15 protein-coding genes are annotated in these 16,400 nt (G+C 75.4%); 11 read left to right on the plus strand and 4 right to left on the minus strand.

What is annotated here, in order from left to right; genetic code table 11:
• Nucleotides 1-40: 40 nt before the first annotated feature.
• The 7 genes from serS (at nt 41) to AB2L27_RS01475 (ending at nt 8,728) form a co-directional block, all read left to right on the plus strand.
• Entirely contained in the window at nt 41-1,315 is a 1,275-nt protein-coding gene (serS, locus tag AB2L27_RS01445; protein ID WP_370439671.1) for a serine--tRNA ligase, read from the plus strand.
• Nucleotides 1,316-1,352: 37 nt separating this feature from the next.
• Nucleotides 1,353-2,273, plus strand: a complete 921-nt coding sequence (locus AB2L27_RS01450; RefSeq protein WP_370439672.1) for a DUF368 domain-containing protein — start codon at nt 1,353-1,355, stop codon at nt 2,271-2,273.
• A gap of 120 nt (nt 2,274-2,393) precedes the next feature.
• Nucleotides 2,394-3,215 carry an HAD family hydrolase gene (locus AB2L27_RS01455; protein WP_370439673.1) on the plus strand — a complete coding sequence of 274 codons (822 nt, stop codon included), beginning with the start codon at nt 2,394-2,396 and terminating at the stop codon, nt 3,213-3,215.
• Between the two features lie 159 nt (nt 3,216-3,374).
• Nucleotides 3,375-4,952 carry a GAF domain-containing protein gene (locus tag AB2L27_RS01460; protein ID WP_370439674.1) on the plus strand — a complete coding sequence of 526 codons (1,578 nt, stop codon included), beginning with the start codon at nt 3,375-3,377 and terminating at the stop codon, nt 4,950-4,952.
• A 31-nt stretch (nt 4,953-4,983) separates the two neighbouring features.
• Nucleotides 4,984-6,300, plus strand: coding sequence for an EAL and HDOD domain-containing protein (locus AB2L27_RS01465; RefSeq protein WP_370439675.1), 1,317 nt, complete (start codon nt 4,984-4,986; stop codon nt 6,298-6,300).
• Nucleotides 6,297-7,775 carry a GGDEF domain-containing protein gene (locus AB2L27_RS01470; protein WP_370439676.1) on the plus strand — a complete coding sequence of 493 codons (1,479 nt, stop codon included), beginning with the start codon at nt 6,297-6,299 and terminating at the stop codon, nt 7,773-7,775. The genes AB2L27_RS01465 and AB2L27_RS01470 overlap by 4 nt, the downstream gene beginning before the upstream one ends.
• 62 nt (nt 7,776-7,837) lie before the next feature.
• On the plus strand, nt 7,838-8,728 hold the full coding sequence (locus tag AB2L27_RS01475) for an HAD family hydrolase (protein WP_370439677.1): 891 nt from the start codon (nt 7,838-7,840) through the stop codon (nt 8,726-8,728).
• Here the strand turns inward: AB2L27_RS01475 and AB2L27_RS01480 are convergent.
• From AB2L27_RS01480 to AB2L27_RS01490, 3 genes are all read right to left on the minus strand, one after another.
• Complete coding sequence (locus tag AB2L27_RS01480) at nt 8,709-8,930, minus strand: hypothetical protein (RefSeq protein WP_370439678.1); 222 nt, start codon at nt 8,928-8,930, stop codon at nt 8,709-8,711. The genes AB2L27_RS01475 and AB2L27_RS01480 overlap by 20 nt on opposite strands.
• A 56-nt stretch (nt 8,931-8,986) precedes the next feature.
• Nucleotides 8,987-9,979 (minus strand): chymotrypsin family serine protease, encoded by a 993-nt coding sequence (locus tag AB2L27_RS01485; protein ID WP_370439679.1) that lies wholly within the window; start codon nt 9,977-9,979, stop codon nt 8,987-8,989.
• 119 nt (nt 9,980-10,098) lie between these two features.
• Nucleotides 10,099-11,208 (minus strand): S1C family serine protease, encoded by a 1,110-nt coding sequence (locus AB2L27_RS01490; RefSeq protein WP_370439680.1) that lies wholly within the window; start codon nt 11,206-11,208, stop codon nt 10,099-10,101.
• A 175-nt stretch (nt 11,209-11,383) separates the two neighbouring features.
• Here AB2L27_RS01490 and AB2L27_RS01495 point away from each other — a divergent pair, with 175 nt between their 5' ends.
• From AB2L27_RS01495 to AB2L27_RS01510, 4 genes are all read left to right on the plus strand, one after another.
• Nucleotides 11,384-11,842, plus strand: a complete 459-nt coding sequence (locus tag AB2L27_RS01495; RefSeq protein WP_370439681.1) for a MarR family transcriptional regulator — start codon at nt 11,384-11,386, stop codon at nt 11,840-11,842.
• A gap of 227 nt (nt 11,843-12,069) precedes the next feature.
• A complete protein-coding gene (locus AB2L27_RS01500) occupies nt 12,070-12,981 on the plus strand; it encodes a LysR family transcriptional regulator (RefSeq protein ID WP_370439682.1) in 912 nt (303 codons plus the stop codon).
• Between the two features lie 94 nt (nt 12,982-13,075).
• The gene (locus tag AB2L27_RS01505) at nt 13,076-14,014 is read left to right on the plus strand and encodes an alpha/beta hydrolase fold domain-containing protein (protein ID WP_370439683.1); all 939 of its coding nucleotides are present in this window, start codon (nt 13,076-13,078) and stop codon (nt 14,012-14,014) included.
• 93 nt (nt 14,015-14,107) lie between these two features.
• Complete coding sequence (locus AB2L27_RS01510) at nt 14,108-15,250, plus strand: quercetin 2,3-dioxygenase (protein WP_370439684.1); 1,143 nt, start codon at nt 14,108-14,110, stop codon at nt 15,248-15,250.
• A 118-nt stretch (nt 15,251-15,368) separates the two neighbouring features.
• On the opposite strand, the gene AB2L27_RS01515 is transcribed toward AB2L27_RS01510, so the two are convergent.
• Entirely contained in the window at nt 15,369-16,154 is a 786-nt protein-coding gene (locus AB2L27_RS01515; protein WP_370439685.1) for an IclR family transcriptional regulator, read from the minus strand.
• Between the last annotated feature and the right edge of the window lie 246 nt (nt 16,155-16,400).

Raw genomic sequence — 16,400 nt, forward strand, 5'->3', positions numbered from 1 at the left:
TCGCTCGGACCGGGCGGGGCGGACCCGTTAGTGTCGTCCCGTGATCGACCTGCGACTCCTCAGGGACGAACCGGACGTCGTCCGGGCCAGCCAGCGGGCCCGCGGCGAGGACGAGACCGTCGTCGACCGCGTCCTCGACCTCGACGCCCGGCGGCGCACGGCCATCGCCCAGTTCGAGCAGTTGCGCGCCGAGCAGAAGTCCCGCGGCAAGGAGGTCGCGGCGGCCACGGGCGAGGAGAAGCAGAAGATCCTCGCCGGGGTGCGGGAACTCGCCGAGCGGGTCAAGACCGCCGAGGCCGAGCAGGCCGCGGTCGCCGAGGAGTTCGAGGCCGCGCTGCGCCTCATCCCCAACGTCGTGGAGGACGGCGTCCCGGCCGGCGGTGAGGACGACTACGCCGTGCTGGAGGAGGTCGGCACCCCGCCGGAGCTGCCCGCGGGCCTGGACGCCTGGCGCGACCACCTCGAACTCGGCGAGCTGCTCGGCGCGATCGACACCGAGCGCGGCGCGAAGGTGTCGGGGTCGCGGTTCTACTTCCTCACCGGGGTGGGGGCGCGCCTGGAACTGGCGCTGCTGAACCTGGCCGTGGCCAAGGCCGTGGAGAACGGGTTCAGCCCGATGATCACCCCGACGCTGGTGAAGCCGGAGGTCATGGCGGGCACCGGGTTCCTCGGCGCCCACGCCGCGGAGGTCTACCACCTGCAGGAGGACGACCTCTACCTGACGGGGACCAGCGAGGTCGCGCTCGCCGGGTACCACGCCGAGGAGATCCTGGACCTGTCCGACGGCCCGAAGCGCTACGCCGGCTGGTCGGCCTGCTACCGCCGCGAGGCGGGCTCGTACGGCAAGGACACCCGCGGCATCATCCGGGTGCACCAGTTCCACAAGGTCGAGATGTTCTCGTTCTGCCGCCCCGAGGACGCCGCGGCCGAGCACCAGCGGCTGCTGGGTTTCGAGAAGGACATGCTCGCCGCGGTCGAACTGCCCTACCGGGTCATCGACACCGCCGCCGGGGACCTGGGTAGCTCGGCGGCCCGCAAGTACGACTGCGAGGCGTGGGTCCCCACGCAGGGGACGTACCGCGAACTCACCTCCACGTCGAACTGCACGACGTTCCAGGCCCGCCGCCTCGGGGTCCGCGAACGCCTCGCCGAGGGGTCCGGCACGCGCCCGGTAGCGACCCTGAACGGAACGCTGGCGACGACCCGCTGGCTCGTGGCGATCCTGGAGAACCACCAGCAGGCCGACGGTTCGGTCCGCGTTCCCGCTGCGCTGCAGCCGTTCCTCGGCCTGGACGTGCTCACCCCGGTGCGCTGAACCCCGGCCGCCGGTCCGCGGTGGCTACGGTGGGGCCGTGGACGCCGCACCTCGATCGAGGCCCGAACAGACCCGTACCTCCCCCCGCCGGGTCCCGCTGGACCTCGTCCGCGGCGGGCTCATGGGGTGCGCGGAGGTGGTGCCCGGGGTCAGCGGCGGCACGGTCGCCCTCATCACCGGGGTCTACGGGCAGCTCATCGACTCCGCCGGCCACGTCGTCAGCGCCGCCCGGGCCGGGCTGACGGGCGGGCCGCGGGCGGCGCGCGAGCACCTGCGCCAGGCGCACTGGTCGGTCCTGGTCCCCGTGCTCGTGGGGATGCTCGTCGCGGTGCTCGTCGCCTCCAGCGTGCTCGAACCCCTCGTGACCGAGCACCCCGTGGGCTCGCGCGCGGTGTTCTTCGGGCTGGTCCTGGCCTCGGTGGTCGTCCCGGCGCGGATGGTGGCCCGGTGGTCCCCGGTCCGGGTGGTGACGGCCGTCGTCATGGCCGTGGCGGCGTTCGCGCTCACGGGCCTGCCCGCCGGGACGGTCTCGAACCCGCCGCTGGTGCTGGTCGCCGCGGCGGCCGCCGTCGCGGTCTGCGCCCTCGTCCTGCCCGGTGTCTCCGGTTCGTTCCTGCTGCTGACCCTGGGGCTGTACGAGGTGACGCTGGCGGCCGTCAGCGAGCGCGACCTGGCCTACCTGGGGGCGTTCGCCCTCGGCGCGGTGGTCGGCCTGGCCTCCTTCGTGCGGGTGCTGCAGCACATGCTGTCCCGGCACGGGGACCTGACCCTGTCCATCATGACCGGGCTGCTGGCGGGCTCGCTGCGGGCGCTGTGGCCGTGGCAGGACGGGGACCGGACGCTGCTGGCCCCCGGCCCGGACGCCGGGGCCGTCGCCGCGCTGGCCCTGGCCGGTGCCGCCGGGGTGGTGGTGCTGCTCCTCGTGCAGTCCCGGCTGGAGGGCCGGGCGTCGCGCTGACGCCCCGTCCCCCGTGCGGTCCCCCGTGCGGTCCCCCGTGCGGTCCCCCGTGCGGTCCCCCGTGCGGTCCCCCGCGCGCCCGGACGGCGCCGGTGCGGGCCCACCCGTAGGCTGCCGGTCGTGAGTGGGGGGTTGCAGGGCGTCCTCGTGGCGCTCGACGTCGACGGGACCGTGGTCGACCTGGACGAGGCGTTGTCCGACCGCGTCCGCGCGGCGGTGGGCCGGGTGGCCGCCGCCGGGGCCCACGTCGTCGTGGCGACCGGGCGCTCGCTGCACGGCACCCTGCCGGTCCTGCAGCGGCTGGACCTGCACGAGGGGTTCGCCGTCTGCTCCAACGGGGCGGTGACCGTCCAGCTCGACCCCGCGGCCGAGGAGGGCTACCGCCTCGTCTCCCGGCACACCTTCGACCCCTCCGCGGTGGCGCAGCTCCTGCGCGAGCACCTGCCGACCGGGTTGTTCGCGGTGGAGGTCCTGGGCCGCGGCTACAAGCTGACCGCCCCCTTCCCCGACGGCGAGCTCACCGGCGAGATGGAGATCGTCCCGTTCGACGAGCTGTTCGCCGAACCGGTGATGCGCGTCATCATCCGCAGCCCCGAGCACACCTCCGCCGAGTTCTCCCGCCTCGTCGACGAGATCGGCCTGCACGGCGTGGCCTACTCCGTGGGCTGGACGGCCTGGCTGGACCTGGCCCCCGACGGGATCACGAAGGCGAGCGCGCTGGAGGAGGTCCGGATCCGCCTCGACGTCGAGGCCGGGAGCACCCTGGCCGTCGGCGACGGCCGCAACGACGTGGAGATGCTGCGCTGGGCCGGGCGCGGGGTGGCGATGGGCAACGCGCCCGCCGAGGTGCGCGCCGCCGCCGACGAGGTGACCGGGACGGTCACCGAGGACGGGCTCGCGCAGGTGCTCGAAGACCTCGTGGCCCTGGGCCCGGCCGCCTGACCCGCCCGTCCGCCTCCTCCCGCCCCACCCCCTCTCACCCGTCCGCAGCAGTCAAGGCCCCGCCGTCGCCGGCCGATGACCACTGGGCTGGAAGAGACCGGCCTGGCAACGTCGGCGCCCGCGCCCACCGGGGCCACGGGGCCGGAGACGGGGTGTCCCATGTTCCGAACCACCGCTGCCCGCAGGGCGGCCGACCTCGCCGCGGACCAGGTGCAGGCGGCCGGGGCCGACCTCGACGCCGTCACCGACCTCGTCCGCGTCCTGCAGGACGCCCGCACGCCGGAGGCGGCGGTGGAGACGGCGCTGGAGACCATCCGCTCCCGCTTCGGCTGGGCCTACGGGTCGTTCTGGCGGCTGGACCGCGGCACCGGTGCCGCCCCCGTCCTCGTCTTCGCCCAGGAGAGCGGGCACGCGGGCGAGGAGTTCCGCCGCGTCACCCTGTCGGCGTCCTTCGCCGAGGGCGTGGGGCTGTCCGGGCGGGCCTGGCGCCGGCGCGACCTCGTCGAGGTCGCCGACCTCGGTGAGCTGACCGACTGCGTCCGCGCCCCCGTGGCCCAGCAGGCCGGGATCCGCTCCGGCGTCTGCTTCCCCGTCCTGGAGGCGGGGCAGGTCGTGGGGACGATGGACTTCTTCACCACCGAGCGCGTCGCGCTGTCGCCGGGGCGGGCCGCGGTGCTGCGCACGGTGGCGACGCTGGTGTCCTCGACGCTGGCGCGGCTCAGCGAGGCGGTGCGGCAGGAGAAGGCGGCCCAGGACGTCGCGGCGGTCTCGACGCTCATCCGCGAGCTGACGGCCGCCACCAGCGAGGAGCAGGCCCTGCGGGTGGCGCTGGACACGATCCGCTCGGAGTTCGACTGGCAGTACGGCTCGTTCTGGCGGCTGGACGAGGACGGCCCGGCGTCGGGGCACGTCCTGCGCTTCGCGCTGGAGTCCGGCGACGCCGGCCCGGAGTTCCGGCAGGTGACGCTGCAGGCCTCCTTCGCCAAGGGCGTCGGCCTGTCGGGCCGGACGTGGGCGGCCCAGGACCTCGTGTTCGTGGAGGACCTGGGGGAGATGACCGACTGCGTCCGCGCGCCCGTCGCGCAGCGGGCGGGGGTGAAGTCGGGCGTCTGCCTGCCCGTCGTCGTCGGTGGCCGCGTCGCGGGCACCATGGACTTCTTCGCCACCCGCACCCTGCTGATGGCCGAGAGCCGGCGCGCGGCGCTGCGCAACACCGCGTTCCTCATCGGGCAGGCGATGGAACGGTTCGCCGCGGCGGGCCGGTTGCAGCAGGCCGGTGGGGACCTGCTGGCCTCCATCGAGGAGGTGGAGCGGAACGTGGTCGCGGCGACGGGTGTCGCCGCGCACGGGGAGGCCCTGGCGGCGGAGGCGAACGCCGAGGTGGCCGCGCTGGAGGAGGCCTCGGCCGAGATCGACGACGTCGTGCGGGCCATCCAGTCCATCGCCGCGCAGACGAAGCTGCTGGCCCTGAACGCCACGATCGAGGCGGCCCGGGCCGGGGAGGCCGGGCGGGGTTTCGCGATCGTGGCCGAGGAGGTCAAGGAACTGTCCGGGGAGACCGAGCGCGCCACGAGCAGCGTCGGCAGCCGCGTCACCGCGATCCAGGCCCGGGTGGGGGCCGTGACGTCCTCGCTGTCGCAGATCAGCGCCGCGGTGGGGGAGATCAACCAGACGCAGACGATCATCGGCGGTGTCCTGACCGAGCAGTTCGCGGTGACCCGCGAGATCCTGGGGTGAGTCCGTCGTGACGGCTCCGGTGGAGGGGGACGTGCGCGGACCGCGTGCGGGGGTGACGAGTTCGCTGGGCCTGCAGGCGGTCCACACGGCCGAGCGCGAGGTGTTCGGCTACGAGCTGCTGCACCGGTCGGGGGCGGCGAACCGCACCCGGTTGTCCGGGGAGGCCGAGCACGACCGCGCCACCGCCCAGGTGGTGGCGGCCACCTTCGGGGAGTTCGGGGTCGAGGAGCTGTCCGGGGGCCGGCCCCTGTTCCTGAACGCCACCCGCTCGTTCTTCTCCGGGCAGGTGCGGCTGCCGTTCCCGCCGGGGTCGGTGGTGCTGGAACTTCCGTGCGAGGTGGACGTGGACCGCTGGGTCATGGCCGGTCTGGCCGACCTGCGCCGCCGGGGTTTCGCCGTCGCCGTCGACGACTTCGACGGGGACGTCTCCCGCGTCCCGGCCGTGCGGCACGCCGACTACGTCAAGGTCGACCTGCGCACGACGGCGCAGCGGCTGCCCGAGGTCGTCGACCTCGTCCGGAGGGTGAACCCGGGGGCGGTGCTGGTGGTCGAGCGCGTCGAGACGCAGGAGGAGTTCGACGTCTGCCGCGGACTGGGTGTCGACCTGTTCCAGGGGTACCTGCTGCACCGGCCCGAGGTCCTGCAGCGCCAGCGCCTCACCCCCTCGCACCTGACGTGCGTGCAGCTCGTGGCGCTGCTGTCCGACGCCGCCGCCGACGTGGGGCAGGTGGTGGAACTGCTCTCGCAGGACCCGGCGCTGAGCCTGCGCGTCCTGAAGACGGTGGGGTCGGCGGCCCACGCCCCCCGCAGCGGCATCACCTCGCTGCGGCAGGCGGTCGTCATGCTCGGCCGGCGCGAGCTGACGAGCTGGCTCCTGCTCGTGCTGCTGGCCGGGGCGGGGTCCGCGCGGGTGCCGGAGGACACCCTGGCGTGGATCTTCACCCGGGCCGAGGCGTGCCGGTCGCTGCGGCCGGCGGCGGCCGAGGCGGCCCACACCGTCGGCCTGCTGTCCGCGGCGGCCGAGGCGCTGGCCTTCGACCCCGCCGAGCTGACCCGCGGGTGCGCCCTGGGCGCCCCGGTGCGCGACGCGCTGGTGGCCGGTGCGGGACCGCTGGGCGACGTGCTCACGGCCGTCCGCCGCCACGAGGCGCTCGTGCTGGGCGGGACCGGCGGCCCCGGGGAGCCCGGGGACCTCGGGGAGCCCGGGGACCCCGGGGACCCCGGGGACCCCGGGGACCCCGGGGACCCCGGGGACCCCGGGGACGTGGCCGGGGTCTACCTGCGGGCCCAGCTCGCGGCGCAGACCCGGGTGGCGGGCTTCCGCGCCCCGCGCGGGCCGGGCCGGTGACGCGCCCGGCCGCCGCGGCCGGGACCTCCTCGCGCGCCGCGGTCCCGCTCGGGCTGCTCGGCGGTCTCCTCGTGGCGGTCCTCGTGCTGGTGCAGCCGCGGGCCGGGGCCGCCGTGGTCCTCACCCTGCCCGCGCTGGGGCTGCTGCTCGCGCTGCGGCGGGGCCGCCCCGAACGCGACCGCGAGTGGCGGTGGATCGCGGTGGGGGTGTCCCTGCTGCTCGTCGGCGCCCCCGGGACGTGGGACCTGCTCCTGGCCCCACCGGGACCGGTGCCGGCGGCCCCCGCCCTGCCGCTGCTGCTGACGGGGCTGGGCGGTCTGGGCGCGTACGCCGTCCTGTTCGCGGCCAACCTGCGGCTGCTTCTGTACCAGCGCAGCGCGGTGCTGCCCCACGTCAACGCCTGGTTCGACGGGGTCGCCAGCCTGGCCGCGCTGGCCGCGGTCCTCACCGCGACGGCCGTGCCCGCCCTGGCCGCCCGCGGCATCGGCACCACGGCCGCGCTGGCCTGGCCGGCCCGGCCCCTGCTGCTCCTGGTGCTCACGGCCTTCGCGGCCGCGAACTGCGGGCTGGTGAGCGGTGGGCAGCGGCAGCGGCCCGTGCGGGTCCTGGTGCTCTTCCTCGTCCTGCTGACCGCGGAGGTCGCCGACCTGGTGCACCTGGTCGGGATCGGGGACGGGGGACCGGTGGCGTCGCTGACGCCCGCAGTGGCCGCCGGTCTGCGGGTCCTGGCGGCGTCCCTGCTGCTGCGGGCGGTCCGGGCGCGCTCGCCCCACCCCCGGGTGGTGGCCGACCTCGGCTGGCCGACGGTGGCCGCCCCCGTCAGCGTGTTCTGCCTGACGGGGGTGGCGGCGGTGTGGCGCACCGGTCACCCCGGGACCTCGGTGCTGGCGCTCGCGTTCGAGGTGGTGGCCCTGGCGACGGTGGCGGCCAAGCTCGTCCTGCTGACGCGGCTGCTGGTCTCGCTGCTGGGCAGCCACCGGCTGTCCCTGCTGGACGAGCTGACGGGGCTGGCCAACCGGCGCGCGTTCTTCGCCGAGGTCGAGCACGTCCCCGCCGGGGTCCCGCTCGCGGTGCTGCTCATCGACCTCGACGGGTTCAAGGCGGTCAACGACACCCACGGGCACCACACGGGGGACCTGCTGCTGCGGGACACCGCCGCCCGGCTCCAGGACGCCGTCGGCCCGGACGGCCTGGTGGCCCGGCTCGGCGGGGACGAGTTCGTCGTGCTGCTCACCGGCCCGCAGGCCGCGCGCGCCGAGGAGGTCGCCGCCGCGCTGGTGGGGCGGCTGGGGCCGCGGGAGGTCGACGGCCACCACCTGCGGGTCTCGGCCAGCGTCGGGGTGGCCGGGCCGCGGGCCTGCGCGGACGGGGCCGCGGCCACCGGCCGCGATCGCGGCACGGCGCTGCTGCGCGCGGCCGACGCCGCGATGTACCGGGCCAAGGCGGGCGGCGGCGCCGGGCACCGGGCGGCCTGAGCCCGCTCACCCCGGGGTCCGGTCCGCCGCGGTGCCGCCGGGCCGGGTGCGAGGATGGGCCGGTGACTCCCGAGGTGCCCGCGCTGGACGACGTCGACCGCGGACGGGAGGTGCCCTCCCCGGAGGCCGAGCGCGCCTTCGCGCAGGGCTGGGCGCTGGTCGCGACCGACCTGGACGGCACCGTCATCCCCCGGGACCGGCCCGTCAGCGCCCGCACGCTGGCCGCCTTCGCGGCGTGCGCCGCGGCGGGGGTCCCCGTCGTGCCCGTCACGGGCCGCCCGCCGCGCTGGGTGACGCCGCTGGCGGAGGAGGCGGGTCTGGGTGGGCAGGTGGTCTGCGCGAACGGAGCGGTCGTCTACGACCTGGACGCCGGCCGGGTGGTCCTGGAGCACCCCATCGCCCCGGACGTGCTGCGCGAGGTGGTGGCCCGGCTGCGGCCGGTGCTGCCCGGCATCGGCTTCGCCCTGGAGGCCGTCGCCGGTTTCCGCCGCGAGCCGCAGTACGCGACCCGCTTCGACGGCGGTCTGGAGCAGCGCGTCGCCGCCTTCGACGAGCTCGTCGTGGACGCCCCGCCCGTGGTGAAGATCCTCGCCAAGTGCCCCGGGGTGCTCAGCGACGAGATGGTGGCCCTCGCCCGCGGCGAGCTGGACGGGCTGGTCAACGTCACGCACTCCAACGCCGCCGACTCCCTCATCGAGATCATGGCCGCCGGGGTCAGCAAGGCGACGACGCTGGCCGAGGTGGCCGCCGGGCGCGGGGTGGGGGCCGGGCAGGTCGCGGCCTTCGGGGACATGCCCAACGACCTGGAGATGCTGCGCTGGGCCGGCCGGTCCTACGGCATGGCCGACGGCCACCCGGAAGCGCGGGCCGCGGCCGACGACGTCGCGCCCGCGTGCGGGGAGGACGGGGTGGCCCAGGTGCTGGAGCGCCTGCTCAGCTGGCGTGGGCGCTGATCCCGCCGACACCCCGCACGACGACCCGCACCCCCTGGACGCGCTCGGGCAGGTCCGGGTGGTCGCGGTCGTCGAGGACGTTGACCTTCACGGCCCAGTCCGCGCCCACGTGCGTGAGCCCGACGCCGTTGACGCGCGGGTCGGTGCCGATGAGGTCCTGCACGTGCGACTTGGCGGCTCGCGCAGCGTCTCGGTCGCTCACTCCGGGCTCCCTGGTCCGTCCGCCGCGGCCACCGGGGCGTCGGGGACCGCGCGTGCTCAGACCACCAGTGTCGCACCGAGCGCGGTGAGCACAAGGCCGATCGGGTTGCAGAAGGTGAGGCCGGCACCGCCCGGACCCCCGCGCTCGCTGCCGGCGAACAGCAGCCCGACGGCCTGACGGGTGTCGGGCCGGAAGACGAGCGAGCCGGAGTCCCCGCCGGCGGAGAACGCGCCGCGCTCGCCCGTGACCTCGACCTGGCCGTCGAAGCCGACGACCCCGACGGGGTACTGCACCGCGACGTCGTCGAGCTCGATGGCGCTGATCCGTCCCCTCGTCCAGCCGGTGGTGCGCCCGACCTTCTCCACGACGACCTCGTCGTCCGGTTCGGCCCAGCCCCGCAGCCGCCCCCCGGGGTAGGTGAGGTCGACGTCGGCCGGCGAGGCCGCCACGTCGCCGTCCAGGAGGGCGAGCGCCGCGTCGACCGCGTTGCCGCCGCCGGCCTCCAGCGGGACGGCCCGGGCCAGGCGACCCACGCGGTCCCCGGCCCGGCCACCGTCGTGCGGGCCGGGCTGCAGGACCGGGTCGTCCAGGGCCGCCTGGTCGGAGTCGGCCAGGACGTGGTTGTTGGACAGCACGTACAGCCCGTCGGACCCCTCGACGGTGACGAACCCGCCGAGGGTGCCCGCGGTGACGTCCCGCTGGGCGGTGGACAGACCGGGGTGCAGGGGACGCACCTTGCGCTGCAACGCCTCCGGGGCCCAGGTCCCGGGTTCGGTGGGCGCGCTGAGGGCGGTGACGAGGCCGATCTCGCGGATGTCCACCTCGTCCCCGGCCGTGTCCGCGGCGAGCCGGCGGGCGCCCTCGGCCAGGAGTTCCCCGCGCCGGCCGGAGTAGCGCACCGCGAGCCCGTACCGGGGTCCGTCCCCGCTGCCGCGGGGCAGGACGCTGATGCCGACGCTCGCCACGCCCGCCGGCGCCGGGAGCGAGGAGGCCCGCACGGCACCGGAGGTCAGCCGGGCCTTGAGTTCTCGAGCGTTGTCGATGTGCACGGGTCGCTCCCCCTGGTCGTGTCGTCCGCTGCCCTCACCCGGTGGTCCACCGGGATGAGCACACCGTGACACCGAGCTCCGACACGAGACCCCGCGCACCCGCCCCGCCGGCCGCGGGATCAGCCCCCGGTGGTCAGCTCGCCCAGCGCGACCTGCACCGTCTGCTCGCGCCCGCCGCGGGAGTACCCGACCTCGACCGTGTCGCCCACGGACTGCCCGGCGAGGACCGTGGACAACTGCGCGACCGAGACCACGTCCTGGCCGGCCACGGACGTGATGACGTCACCGGGGCGCAGGCCGGCGGTGGCCGCCGGGCCCCCCGCCGCGACGTCGACCACCCCGACGCCCGCGGGCCGCCCGGAGGCGTCGGCGACCGTCGTGACGGTCACCCCGAGCGCGGCGCGGTTGGAGTCGACGACCTGCCCGTCGTTCTCGATGAGCTGGCGGGCGATGTCCGTGGCGTCGTCGGACGGGATCGCGAAGCCGATGCCCGGGGCGGCGCCGCCGAGCTGCTGGTCGGTCGCGGCGAGGGTGGGGATGCCGATGACCTGCCCCTGCAGGTTGACCAGCGCGCCGCCGCTGTTGCCGGGGTTGATGGCCGCCGAGGTCTGGATGGTGCCCGGCAGGGTGGCGGCCGGGACCCCCGGTTGGGCGGGTTCGGTGACGGTGCGCCCGACGGCCGAGACGATGCCGTCGGTGACGCTGCTCGACAGGCCCAGGGGGTTGCCCATGGCCAGGACGATGGTGCCCACCTCCACGGCCCCGGAGTCCCCGAACACCGCCGGGCGCAGGTCCGGCGCCCCGTCGACGTGGATGACCGCGAGGTCGTTGGGCTGGTAGGTGCCCACGAGCGTCGCCGGGTAGGCCGTCGGGGAGTTGGCGAACTGCACCTGGAACTGCGTCGCGTCCCCCACGACGTGGGCGTTGGTGACGATGTGCCCCTCGGCGTCGAGGACGACACCGCTGCCGAGGCCCCCCTCGGTCCGGATCTCCACGACCGAGGGCAGCACCGAGGTGATGACCTGCTGGTAGGCGCCCTCGAGCTGGACGGCCGGCCCCCCGGGGCTGGGCGCGCCGCTACCCCGCGTGGGGGCCGCGCCGCTGGTGCTGCCGGCCCCCTCGGCGGGGGAGTCCTGGCCGGTGCACGAGGTCAGCAGGACCGGGGTGAGCAGCAGGGACGCCAGGAGAGCCCGGGAGGTCTGGCGGCGGCGGGTCGGGGTGGTGGTCATGGGGTCCTCCTGGGGACGGGTGGTCCTGTCGTGCCCGTTCTCGTGTCCGGTCCCGCGCCCGGAGCCGCCGGGAACGGTTGTCGGCCTGCGCACTCTGAACATCGTGCAAGGATCCTCCCAGGTCTTCCACAGGAGGGGACGGTCGGGGGACGGGGACGGGGACGTGGGTGTGGGCGTGAGCGGTGGCGCGCGGTCGACCGTCGAGGCGTCGCAGGCCCTCGTCGGGGTCGCCGTCCGCTCCCTGGCCGAGGCGCTGGAGCAGGTGACGCTGACCCAGTACCGCGCGCTGCTGCTCGTGGTCACCCGCGGTCCCCAGCGCAGCGGCCTGCTGGCCGAGCACCTGGGCGTGCACGCGTCCAGCTTCACCCGGGTCGCCGACCGGCTGGTGCAGGGCGGCTGGGCGGTCCGCCGGGAGAACTCCGAGAACCGCCGGGAGGTCCTCGTCGTCCCCACGGCGGCCGGGCGGGGGCTCGTCGAGGGGGTGGTGCGCCGCCGCGAGGAGGAGATCACCGGGATCCTGGCGGTGCTGCCGCCCGGGCGCCGGCGGACCGTCGAGCGCGGGATGCGGGAGTTCGCGGCCGCGGCCGACGAGTTCTGGGGGTTCGACGCCCCGGCCGCCGGCCCGGCCCTCTGACCCGCCCCGCACGGGGGCCCGCACGGGGGCCGGCGCGTCAGGGCCGGGCGGGCCCCGCCGCCTCGTGCGGAGCCGTGGCCGACGTCCGCGCCCGGCTCCCTGGGTACCCTGCCCGTGGACGCCTGGCCGGTCCCGACGGAGTGGATCGGCGTGGGTACCGCCGTTGTACCGGCCACGTGCGCGGGACGACGTGCGCGGGACGACGTGAGCGGGAGGGCGGTGGATCCGTGGACCTGACGGTCCAGCACCTGCGCAGCTTCCTGGCGGTGGCCGAGGAGCTGCACTTCACCCGTGCGGCAGCACGTCTGCACGTGGCGCCTCCTTCCCTGAGTCAGCAGGTGGCCCTGCTGGAGAAGCGTCTGGGAACCGCGCTCTTCTGGCGCACCTCCCGTCACGTCGAACTCACCGAGGCCGGCCGTGAGCTGCTGCCGCTGGCGCGCCGGGCGGTGGGTGCCCTCGACGAGGTGCAGAGCTGGGCGGTGCGCCGCGCGTCCGGCGACCGGGTGGTCGTGGGGCTCGTCGTCGGTGGTCCCCTGTGCTCGGCCGTCGTGGCGTGCAGCGCCGGGCGCAGCGCCGGCGTGACCTGGGACGTGCGCAGCCTCGGCTTCGCCGAGGGCGAGGCCGCCGTCCGCTCCGGGCGCGTCGACGTCGCCCTGGTCCCGGCGGCGCACGACCCGGCCGTTGCGGGGCTGCGCGCCGTGCCCCTGTGGCGCGAGGACCGCGTGCTCGTCGTGGCCGCGACGCACCGGCTGGCCGGCCGCGACGGCGTCAGCGTCGCGGAGACCTCCGACGAGCGGTTCGTCGGTGTCGCGGGTCGGCCCGTCGCCCTCGACGCCTGGTTCGTCAGCCCGCGCCCGGACGGGCGGCGGCCCACGGTCGACCCGGTGGCCGGCACCCTGGAGGAGGTCCTCAACCTCTGCGCGGCGGGACTGGCCGTCAACATCGCTGGCGCCAGCGTGGCGCGGACGCACCCTCGTCCGGACCTGCGCTTCGTCCCCCTCGTGGACGTCCCGCCCGTCACCGTCCACCTCGTGAGTCGCGACGGCCGCCGCAGCCCGGCGCAGGCCCTGCTGGAGCAGGTGGCCCACGAGCTGGTGGCCGCGCGGGCGCAGGAGTTCGGGGTCCTGCCGGTGCTCTGACCGGGAGGGCCGGTACCGGACCGTGAGGCCTGCCCTCACGGCGGTTGCACGATCCGTCCTGGTGTTCGACCGGTGACCCGGCGAGGCTTCCCCGGTGATCGAGGCCTTCCGACACGACGTCGTGTTCTCCGAGCCGACCACCGGTCCGCTCTCCCTGGACCTGGTCCGGCCCTCCTCCGCCGGCCCTGTCCCCGTGGTCGTGTGGGTGCACGGGGGTGGCTGGTTCACCGGTGACCGGTCCCTGGCGCCGGACCTCACGCGGTGCTTCGCCGCCCGCGGGTTCGCCATGGCGAGCGTGGACTACCGGCTCAGCGGGCAGGCACCGTTCCCGGCCCAGCTGCACGACGTCCGCGCCGCCGTTCGGTTCCTGCGCTCGCACGCGCAGGAGTTCGGGCTCGCCGCGGACCGGATCGGCCTGTGGGGCTCCTCCGCCGGTGGGCACCTGGCCGCCCTGGGCGGCGTCACCGGTCACCTCGACGTCCTGCCCGGTGAGGACGTCGTCCTCGGCGCCCCGTCGGCCGCCGTGCAGGCCGTGTCGCAGGGGTACGGGCCCGTGGACCTCGTCCGCGTCGTCGCCGACGCGTCGCCGGCGACCCCGCCGGCCCTGGCGGGAGCGAACGCGCCGGAGGCCCGGTTGCTCGGGGGGCCCCCCGCCGAACGCCTCGACCTCGCGCGGGCCGCCTCACCCCTGACCCACGTCAGCGCTCTCGCCCCGCCGTTCCAGATCGCCCACGGCACGGCCGACGTCCTCGTGCGACCGGACCAGAGCGTGCTCCTGCACGAAGCCCTCGCGGCGGCCGGCGTCGAGAGCACGCTGTACCTGCTCGACGGTTACCGGCACGGTTTCCTCAACCCCGCCGGCAGCGTGGAGGTGCCCGGTCCGCCCGTCTTCGACGACGGTCGCCTGGAGCGGGAGGGGACGGTCACCGCGTCGCGGCGACAGCACCTCCCCGGCCACGACGAGAGCAGCGGTCCCGCCGAGTTCTCCTTCGACGTCGTGGGCGACTTCTTCGTCCGGACCCTGGACCGCTGAGCGTCGTCGGTCCCTGGAACCACCAGGGATCATCGGACCCATCGAAACCATCGAAACCCATCGAAAACCCGCGACTCCGAGAGGGAGAACGACGTGAGCATCGAGACGAACCGCACGGTGCAGGACAGCTCACTGACTGTCCACCGGTCCCTGGACGTGGAGACCGTGCACGGCCTGCGACCCGTCCGCAACCAGCTGCCGGGCGAGCCCGTGCCCTACGCGATGGCCTCCGGTGAGGGTGCGCGGTACGAGCTGGACGGTCAGCTGTGGACGGTCTTCGCCCGGGCCGCCGACACCGGCGGACTCTTCGACGCGGCCTGGATCAACGGTCCCCGGCACGCCCGCACCCCGCACCACGTGCACCACCACCACCAGCGCTCCTTCACGGTGGTCAAGGGCAGCGCGCAGGTCTGGCTGGGGACCAGCAGTCGGGTCCTGGTCCCCGGCGACTCGTTCAACGTCCCCGCGGGGACGGCGGTGGCGTGGCGCTTCCTCGCGCACGGCACCCGGCTGCTGACGTGGACCGCTCCCGGCGGGGGGTTGGCCTGGGTCGAACGGCTGGGGACCCCGGTCGACGTCCACACCCACCGCGACCGGCCCGCCGCCGACGCCTCCCCGCGGGAGCGTGCGGACATCGGTGCCCAGCTGGGGGTGAGCTTCCCCGCGGGGGAGGAGGTGCTCGCCGCGGAGCAGTGGGACGACCGGTTGCCCGAGGGGGCCGAGCCCTACTTCCTGCGCGCCGGTGAGGGTGACCGGTTGCGCACCCCGGACGCGCTCTACACCTACCTCTCCCGCGGTCGGAACACCGATCACCGCTACTTCGCGATCCACACCGTGGGCGCGCCGAGCCAGTACTTCGGGCGCCACTTCCACCGCCAGCACACGGAGAACTTCGTGTGCCTGTCGGGTCGGGTCTGGTTGTGGGTCAACGGGGTCGAGGTGCTGCTGACCGCGGGCGACTTCGTGCACGCCCCGGCCGGCACGATCCACACCTTCGCCTTCGACGCCCACCAGACGGAACTGCTCGGGATCCTCACCCCCGACGTCTTCGAACCCTTCTTCTCGGTGCTGGGGTCCCCGACGTCGGACCGCTCCTACCCCGAACCGGGGACGGTGAGCGGTGAGAGCACCGACCTCGTGGGACCGTCGTTCGAGGCTCTGCAGAAGCTGCAGGACGAACTCGACCTCGTGATCGTGGGGCCGCCGCCGGAACGTGGCGCCGGACTCGACCTCTGACCTCGCCGCGGGAACGGACCGGAGCGTGAGGGGGTCGTCGCCTCCGGCGTTCCCGCGACCCGGTGCGGTGTCAGGACCCGTCCGCGGCCGGTGTCCCCGCCCCTCTCCCCGGCCCGGTTCACCCGTGGTCGTCGAGCACGCGGGAGATGCCTCTCGCGGCGGTCGTCACGGCCCCGCCGAGGCGGCGGGTGTCGACCGTCGGCTCGGGGACCACGACGGACAGGGCGGCGACGACGTCACCTCCGCGTTCCACCACGGGAGCCGCGACGGTGACCAGGGGAACGGGGTGGGTTCGTCGCAGCACCGCGACGCGCTCCCTGCGGATGGCGGCCAGGGTGCGGCGCAACGCCGTCGCGGACAGCGGGATCCGTTCCGGTTCCTGCAGCAGGTCCCCCGCCAGCACCGCGCGCTGGAACTGCTCCGGCGCGTGGGCCAGCAGGACCAGGCCGGCTCCGGTGGAGTGCAGCGGTAGCCGATCACCGGGGTTGTACAGGGGGGCGAGGGCCCGGTGGGAGGAGATGCGGTCGATCAGCAGGCCGACGTCGCCGTCACGGACCACGAGCAGGACGTGTTGGTGGATGGCGGCGGCGAGGTCGCTCATGAAGGGGAGAGCCAGCTCCCGCAGGCCTTGACCCCGAGGTGCGAGAGCGGCGACTTCCAGCAGGCGCAGGCCGATGCTGTACCGGCCGCGCTCGTCGCGTTCGAGGGCCCCCCAGTGGTGCAGACGATCAGCCAGCCGTGCCGCCGAGCTCTTCGGCAAACCTGCGCGGCGGCTGAGATCGAGCAACCCGAGCTGTCGATGGTCCCGGTCGAAGGCCGCCAGCAGGGCGAGCGCACGGTCGACGACGGGTTCCCCCTTCGGCGGTCGCTTCCCGCGGGTCACCGGTGCGCCGGGCTCTGCCACCTCGTCCTCCCCGTCCCCGCCGACGCGCCGGCGCCCGATCAGCGAGGACCTGATCGGCGGCCCGTTCAATGGGATTCTACCTGACGGGGGTCGGCGTGCCCGAAGCATGCTGCGGGCACCGGCAGCGGAGCCGGACCGACGAGGGAGGCCGACGATGATTTCCCCCCCGCACCACAGGAACGGATGCCCCTCCGGTGAGGAGGGCTCGACAGGTCGACGCGGGTTCACGTCGAGCGCGACCCCTCC

The sequence above is a fragment of the Kineococcus halophytocola genome (genome assembly GCF_041276425.1).
Taxonomy (GTDB): domain Bacteria; phylum Actinomycetota; class Actinomycetes; order Actinomycetales; family Kineococcaceae; genus Kineococcus; species Kineococcus halophytocola.